The sequence below is a fragment of the Salinivirga sp. genome (assembly GCF_035268865.1).
In the GTDB taxonomy this organism is placed as follows: Bacteria; Bacteroidota; Bacteroidia; order Bacteroidales; family Salinivirgaceae; genus Salinivirga.
In genome coordinates, this window is sequence record NZ_DATFKB010000107.1 from 1 (window position 1) to 8,242 (window position 8,242).

6 protein-coding genes are annotated in these 8,242 nt (G+C 39.3%); 4 read left to right on the forward strand and 2 right to left on the reverse strand.

The window, feature by feature from the left end:
* Positions 1-521: Spy/CpxP family protein refolding chaperone (locus tag VJ937_RS06685; RefSeq protein ID WP_324066116.1), on the reverse strand; the 521-nt coding region annotated here is incomplete at its 3' end.
* Between the two features lie 138 nt (positions 522-659).
* On the opposite strand from VJ937_RS06685, the gene VJ937_RS06690 reads away from it, so the two are divergent.
* Entirely contained in the window at positions 660-2,207 is a 1,548-nt protein-coding gene (locus VJ937_RS06690) for a hypothetical protein (protein WP_324066117.1), read from the forward strand.
* Between the two features lie 52 nt (positions 2,208-2,259).
* Here the strand turns inward: VJ937_RS06690 and VJ937_RS06695 are convergent, their stop codons facing one another.
* Positions 2,260-3,450: an aminopeptidase C gene (locus tag VJ937_RS06695; protein ID WP_324066118.1), complete on the reverse strand. Its 1,191-nt coding sequence runs from the start codon at positions 3,448-3,450 to the stop codon at positions 2,260-2,262.
* 247 nt (positions 3,451-3,697) lie between these two features.
* On the opposite strand from VJ937_RS06695, the gene VJ937_RS06700 reads away from it, so the two are divergent.
* Genes VJ937_RS06700 through VJ937_RS06710 form a run of 3 tightly spaced genes read left to right on the forward strand, consistent with a single transcriptional unit; the run spans position 3,698 to position 7,951 of the window.
* Complete coding sequence (locus VJ937_RS06700) at positions 3,698-4,219, forward strand: hypothetical protein (RefSeq protein WP_324066119.1); 522 nt, start codon at positions 3,698-3,700, stop codon at positions 4,217-4,219.
* Positions 4,220-4,243: 24 nt separating this feature from the next.
* Positions 4,244-6,190: a DUF3857 and transglutaminase domain-containing protein gene (locus VJ937_RS06705; RefSeq protein WP_324066120.1), complete on the forward strand. Its 1,947-nt coding sequence runs from the start codon at positions 4,244-4,246 to the stop codon at positions 6,188-6,190.
* 12 nt (positions 6,191-6,202) lie between these two features.
* Positions 6,203-7,951, forward strand: coding sequence for a DUF3857 domain-containing protein (locus tag VJ937_RS06710; RefSeq protein WP_324066121.1), 1,749 nt, complete (start codon positions 6,203-6,205; stop codon positions 7,949-7,951).
* Positions 7,952-8,242 lie beyond the last annotated feature (291 nt).

Here is an 8,242-nt window from a genome sequence, read left to right on the forward strand (position 1 = left end):
CAGCTTCCGTCTCTATTTCTCATTCCATTTCCATAGCCATTTCCGTAACCTTTCCTTCCGCCTCTGTGGTAACCATCACCTTTTCTGCCGTGGCCTTTGCCAAACCCGCGTTGACCAAAACGATGTCCCCGCCTGTCGAACCAGGCTTTTTGGTCATCATTAAGTAATTCGCGTACTTCCATCCTGTGTTGATTGGCTGTTTTTTGCACTTCAATTCTGATTTTACCCATTGCTTCAATCTTTTTGTCAATGGCATCAACATCAGGATTGTCACTTACCTGTAGTTTTTGCATCTCGGCGCGCAAAACCATTAGATCTGCCCGATAGTTTTCCATTTCTTTCCAGTGAGCAGTTCTCAGGTCTTCAATATTATTTTCCTGCGCTTCAGTCAAATCAGGTATTGCGCACTCTTTATTAAATCCACGAGTGTTGTCGCTGTTGAACCTTTGACCTCTTTGAGCATTTAGAAGGGTTAAGCCTGCTATCAGCATTAACCCGGTTAATAATGTTAGTTTTTTCATAGTATTCAATTTTTAAGTTTGTTTGCTCTTTTGATGGCTATATCATCCGAAGGTTTAAAATGCCTGCATTTTTTTCTGAAACTTTTATAACTTCGTGAACTCAAGACCTTATGTTAAAGGATTAATACCAGGCTTTTCATGGCTTTAAAAAAAATAGGCATCTTTTTTATTATTGCAGTTTTTTGTGCACCAGCGGAATTGCTAAGTCAACCATTCAGTAGCTACAAAGACGTTGTCAATTATAAACATTTATTAGACAGCTCCTTATCCAGCCCCCCATGGAAACGTACATTGATAAAAGATTTTGAAAAAGACAATGTCCAACCACTATTTTTAAAACGTATACTACATGATGCACTTTTGAAACATCATACATCGCTTTATGATTTTGAGGTGAACCCAGATATTTTGTTTGCTGCTGCATCTGAAAATCAAAACAACACAAATTATTTTGTCTCCGGAGGAGGAGCCAATATTAGGTATCAGCACAAGCAAAGCTTTATTTTTAGGGGTCGGGTAGTAGGTTTCAGACAAACTGGATTAATAACAGACTCGGTACGCACTACTAATAATTTGTTGCAAGATGTGCTTTATAGTCAGGCTACCCCTGATGGATATAAAGCTTTGGATTTAAGAATAAACGCGGTTTACAGACCCTCTCAGTTTTTTAGAATTAACTTTGGTGTTGATAACCAATTTGCCGGCGATGGTTACCATTCTGTAATACAGGGCGACCAATCGCCACCCCACCCGTTTGGGCGACTATCCACATCATTCTGGAAAATAGATTATACCGTAGGATACCATTTTTTAAAGGATGTTGCATGGCCAGACCTGTCGGAAACTTACCGGAAATACATGACAACTCACCAGCTGAATTTCAGGCTGCATCCAAAATTCCATGTTTATGCCTGGGAAGCAGTTGTTTGGCAGCAAGAAGATACGCTGACTCAGCGAGGTTATGATTTGAGCTATTTAAATCCGGTAATTTTTTTCAGACCTGTGGAGTTTCAGTTGGGTGCCCCATCACCAGATAATGTACTACTTGGACTTGGATTTAGGTGGCAACCATTTAAATGGATGAGGATATACGGGCAGGTTATGTTTGATGAATTTTATCTTGAGGAAATATCGGCGAGGGACGGTTGGTGGGCCAACAAGTATGCCCTGCAACTTGGAGCAAATGCTGCTTTTTATCCAGGGGCACATTACCTGCACTTGCGGACCGAGTTTAATATGGCCCGGCCATTTACCTATTCACATATTGGTTCAATGCAAAATTACGGCAGCCGTTTCACACCAATGGCCCATCCACTGGGCGCCAACTTTGGGGAAATTTTAACCACCCTGAGATGGCAGTGGAAACGCCTGGGTGCAATGGCCCGGATTGCTTATGCTCAGGTAGGACAGGACACTTACATAAATTACGGACAGAATATTTATCGTTCATATACTACCAGGGACACAGAATATGGGCATAAATGGTTGCAGGGAAACCTAAAAAGCGGGGTGTCGGCTGATTTTCGATTTATGTACACAATTAATCCTAAGATGGGCCTTAAATTAGCGCTTGGAGCTCGTAAAATGACATACTATGAACTTGACAGGGATGATCTGTCAGAAATATATTTACGCCTGAGCACATTTTTGCCAACCGGAATGAAACAACTTTACCGGACAAAATAAAAACGACCCAAAACCAAAAGGTAATGGGCCGTTCCTTGAATTTAAACTGGTACTACTTAATATTCAATTTCTTTTTTATGTCTTTAGGAAGCGCATCTTTGTGCACCACAATACTCATGGTTTTATAACGAATAAATGCTTTTGAGGCATAAAAATAGCCTTTATATTTATTATCGGTATTCCATGAGTTTTTTACTTTGTAATATTCTTTACCGTTTTGGTCTTTTGCAATGCCAATGATATGCATGCCGTGGTCATCGGTGGTTTTGTATTTATCGAATCCAGTCTGGCGCATCTCCTGCGTAATGGTTTTTTCAGGTACAGGTTCGTCAAAGCTGAACATGCGGTCCTGACGCTCATCATCGGTCATTTCTTCCCATTTTTCCTTTTCCGATCCTGCAAGCTCTTCCACATCTGTTTCAGGAACAATGGCTACACCATTACGCCATGAGAATCCTTTCTCGCTCACATCCGAAGCCCATCCAATAGAGAAACCATTATCAATGGCATTATCCATGATTGCTTCCAATTCGTCCAGTTTAACATTATTGAATGCTTTCCATGACCAATTGTCTGGCACTTCCAGAATGAACTTTTCATAAAATGGGTGGTGTGTATATGAAGTTAAATATACGTAGTCCTCTGGATTTAGGTCAACAAATTTTTCTGTAAACTCTTTTGGGCTATAAAATTTTCCTTCATATTCAATTTTTTCGCTTTTTTCACCCAGGTAAGCATCCAAAATACCGTTAAACCCGTTGTGCCAGGCTGTAGTAAGTTTTCGGTTTTTATTTTCAATCACAGCTTCTACATATTCGCCTAAAACATTATCTAATTCTCCATGCACATGGTTGTTTTCTCCATAGTTTAGTCCAGGATAAGCATTTTCTGGCACCAGACCATATTTAACCATTATGTCAACAGGGTCATTCAGGGCTCCACCACCGCCAAAATTGAAGTGTCCGTGCATACGTACATGGCGTTTGGCTTTTTCTGAATATACGTGTCGCACTACCCACATTTCTGATAAATCGAGCACTGGGCCACCTTTACGAATCACTTCAGATTCAAGAAACGATAGTGTCGAAAAGCTCCAGCATGTACCGCTTCTGTATTGGTCTTTTACGGGAGAAGCTTTAACTTCTTTTATGGTTTCAAATCTGTAACCATCTTTTTTTTCTTCCTGTCCTGTTAAAGCCCCAGCAATAAGCAAGGCAATTATTAACAACGATAAGTTTTTCATAAATAGAACTTTAAGTAAATTATGTCGAAATGTAAAAAAAATATAAATATTTCGAGTATTTTCTTCTTACATAATGACGCCATTTTGCCTATAAGTCTTAATCTTAGGCTCTTATGTCATAACAGATTTTGAGGTTGTTGTATAAAACTGTATTATAAAGGGACAGGGGTGTGCGTTTATGAACAGTAATATTTTACCATTGCAAGCATCAAATACTTTTATTAGTTTTAACAGAAAATTAACGAATATGTCTCGTATTGCAACTTTACTGTTTATATTCATGTTGTCTTTATTTGCTGGCAATGTATACGGACAATATTCAAAAGACGGATACAGATTCGAGCACAAAATTAAAGCACCACGAGTGAGGCGGCCCATTGCACATGAATTGATGCTTGATCCACAAGGAAAATATCTCATTGTAACTTATAGTAGCCACCCAACAGTTGTGGTGCTATATGACACAAATAACTGGTTGGAAAAAGCCACATATCAAATTCCCAAATGGTTTGACCTCAGTAATAGCTTTATGGGTCCGAAAGGAAAATTTTTGTATCTTGATTTCGAACGTTATTCATCCAAGTATCGCCGAATTAACCTCCAAACAAACGAAATAGATACACTGGAGTGCTACGCAACACCCAGGGGTTGCATGCCTAAAGAGGGAGGAGTCCCTCAGAAAGAGGTTTACACCGACGATAAAACTTATTATATAACCATCAATAAGCGCAATCGTCGCGATATACTTGTGTTCAGAAAAGAGGATTAATAATAACAACCTAAATAGTGTATTATGAAGTACTTACTCGTGTTTTTAGTGCTGCTAACCAGTATTAGTGTTAAAGCAGACGAAATTCGAAAAGCCATTGAATCAAATGATTTTGAACAACTCTACAAAGATTACCACAAAGTGCTGGTATTTGATTCTATCTCAGCCGATGTAAAGGAGTCGGGCCTGAGTTATGTAACCCGCAAGCAATTGTTTTATGCTATGGATGACCACGGTGCAGGAGATCTGCATAAAGTCACCTATAACTACGATCCGCTTTCGGCATGGGTTGAAATAAAAACAGCCATCATTTACCGAAAAGACGGCACCAAAGAGGTGCTGGATTCAACCCATTTTTACGATTATCCCCAACCAGCAAGAATGATATATTGGGGAGCTCGTCAAAAAATGGTAGAAGCCGGTAAGCTAAATGCCGGAGATGCCCTTTATGTGGAGCTTTTCAGAAAAGGTTTTACCTATGCATTGCTGCATGCAGACGGAGATGATGACAGGTATATTCCACCAATGCGCGGACATTATTACGATATCGTTCGCTTTTTTGAGTCCTTTCCTGTTCATCGAAAAGTATTTAAAACAGCCATACCAAAGTCCAAAGAAGTCCAATACCGCACGTTTAATGCTGACTTTGAGGTGAAAACTGAGCAAAATGAAAAGCAGGTTTTTGCATTTCAACTTGAACAAAGTATGCCTGTTAAACGTGAACCTAATATGGTTGGTATGGATAACGTTGGTCCTAAGGTGCTTATAACTACAAGCCCAGACTGGGAAGCCAAATCTACCTGGTTTTATGGTGTAAATGAAGATTATGGTAGTTTTGAAAGCACACCTGAAATTGATGCCAAGGTTGATGAAATTCTGGAGGGTGCAACTTCAGAATCGGACAGTATTAAACGCCTTACCCATTGGGTAGCCGATGAAATACGCTATTCAGGAATTTCCATGGGTGAGGGAGAAGGCTACACTTTACATACCGGCGACATGACTTTTACCGATCGTTGTGGTGTATGTAAAGATAAAGCTGGTATGCTGATTACCATGTTGCGGGCAGCAGGCTTTGAATCTTATGCGGCAATGACCATGGCAGGTTCAAGAATCGAGGATATTCCTGCAGATCAGTTCAATCACTCAATAACAGTAGTGAAAAGGCGCAATGGCGAATATCAGCTTTTAGACCCGACATGGGTGCCATTCGTAAGAGAATTGTGGTCGAGCCGCGAACAGCAGCAAAACTATTTAATGGGCTTACCCGAAGGAGCCGATTTGATGATTACAGATGTTTCAGATCCGGAAAATCATTATCTGAAAATTACAAATAAAGCTAGCATTGATGAAAAGGGAAATCTGAAAGGCACCATTAAGATAGTTGCAGAGGGGCAGTCTGATGCTGCAGTCAGAAGTATTTTTACACGGCATTATAAATCACAGTGGGATGCATTATTAAATGCCGAATTACAAAGAATTTTCCCCCAGGCTGAAATATCAGGCATAACCAAAACAGATCCATACGGCTATAGAGAAAAGCCGGTGTCACTTGTTTATGAGTATACCATTCCGGACTTTGCATTAGTAGATGATGATAAATTTGTGTTTAATTCCCTTTCAAATCAAGGGTTTATGCGGCACAACAGATTTGGTAAACGGTTGAATGCTGGTTTAGAAGAACGTAAGCATGATTACCGGATAGGATGTTCTCAGAAAGTAGAAATTGAAGAAGTATTTGAGCTGCCAGCTAAAATTAAAAATGTGACAGGGCCCGATTCCCAAAAACATGATGCTGGCGTTGCAAGCATGCAGGCATCATGGGATGATTCTAAAAACAGAGCCGTGTTTGAAATGCATACAAGCTTTAATCAAAGGGTATTTGAAAAAGAAACATGGCCCGAAATGAAAAAAGTACTTCACCACATTAAGACTTTTGAAAATAAACCTGTTGTAATTGAAACGAAATAGAAAGGAGTAAATATGAAACTTTTAACGGTTATAATATCATTGCTTATAGGAACGGCTCTATTAGGTCAGGAAAGCGATGCCACGTATTTAAAACTTCATAAGACCTATACCCTTAAAAAGGATGGTTCTTATAAACTTACATATCAGCATAAGCTGAAATATCACACTTATCTCTCCTTTCACCGGAAATATGGTGAAACCTTTGTAGTGTATGATCCCGATTACCAAAAAGTTAATGTCTTAAAGAGCCAAACAACTATGGCCGACGGCAAAGTTGTAAATGCGCCTGAAAATGCCTTTAACGAGGTTTTACCCCGCTATGCTCTTGGTTCAGGAGCATATAATAAATTACGGGAATTAGTTATTACGCATACAGGCCTCGAACAGGGAGCTGTTGTTGACCTTAAATATGAAGTTTTATCAGAAAAGGCGCCCCTTGACCTTTTTGCTGGTTCAGAACCATTGCGTTACTCATCACCTGTAAAGGAGCTCAAGTTGACATTCAAAGTGCCCAAAAGCCGTAATTTAGTTTTCGCCGGAGAGCAGGGAGAAAAAGTATATAATGAAACCGAAGATTATAAGGTCTATACGTTCACCTATAATAATTTGCCTGCTTACCCGAAAGCTTCATTATCTTCAAGAGGAAAACCTCATGTGTTAATTTTTAATGAAGGAAAAAGTTTTGCCGACCAGTTAATGGCAATAGTTAAAGGGGAAGCCCTTCCTGCTGACTATGCTGCAGACTTCTCTCCTGCTATGGAGGAGAATATGGATGAAATCCTGAAAATTCACCGCGATATCGTGAAAGATATGAAAACCATCCATGTACCAATGAAATTTCAGGAGTTCCCTGTGCAGGATTTCCATGCCACAGAACTCACAAACAGCGGAACACCATTGGAAAAAGCACTTTTACTGAAACAATTGTATATCGGAGAAAAAATTCCTGCACGTGTTGTTTTTTCAGTTCCTGTGGAGCAATTCGATACCCAGGTATCCAACATAGAGAACATTACAGATGTGCTTGTGATGGTACCCACAGCTGAGGGCGATCCTTTATTACTTTCACCTTACCGAATTCCAGCAGCTAATCCATTATATACAAATTACGACAAAGCGCTGGTTGCTGTAAGTGGAGATGGTAAATTAATGAGATTGAATCCGACTAAAACCAATTATGCTGAAATTAATTTTACACTGGGCATAGGAGAAGACTTCAGCGAAGCTCAATATAAAGGTAAGCTTACAGGCGCACTTGCCGGATGGCCGGGAGCAAATTTTGAAGCAAAGCAATTGTTTACCAACTATATCAAAGAGGTTGAAAATGATTTAATAATTGAAGGGCCAGCCTTAGTTACCATGCAGGGAAGGATGATGACAGAACATTACCAGGTGGAAGAGTATTTGCAGTTATTCTTGCCTATGCTAAAAAACGGAGCCAATGCATTTATTCAGGAATACCTTGCCATCGAAGGGAATTATGCTATTGATTTTGGATATCCATTGCACGAGGTGTACCGATACACTTTACAGATAGAGGATGATCAGGAGATTGTAAGGACTCCTGAGGACATCAATATTAGTAATGATTATTTTGATGTCACCTATAAAACTCAGGCCATTGAGAGCGGGATTGAAATTATACTCGATCTGAACATTAAAGCAGCAGTTGTACCGGCAAAAGAATATAAAACACTGAGAAAAGCCTTTGTGCAACTAAAAAAAGAGCGATCAAGAAAAGTAACAATAAAAACAAAATAGTTTTTTGTTAACGAATTGTTATAAGCGACTTTGCTGCAGTTAGTAAGGTCGCTTTTTTTTGTTCTATTTCAGGAAAGCAGTAATTTTATACAATTAAAAACTAAATTACTGCATTATGAAAAAAAATTTGAAAATTATTATTTTGTTTGCAATGGCCTATCTTTTTATAGGCTGCCAACCACAAACCTTAATTGTTGGAAGGAGTACCATGAACCCGGTCTTTTTTGATCAATTAGATCTGAAGAGAGAGCATTATGAAATACTAAAGACTGTAACGGCGCAGGCAAAAGT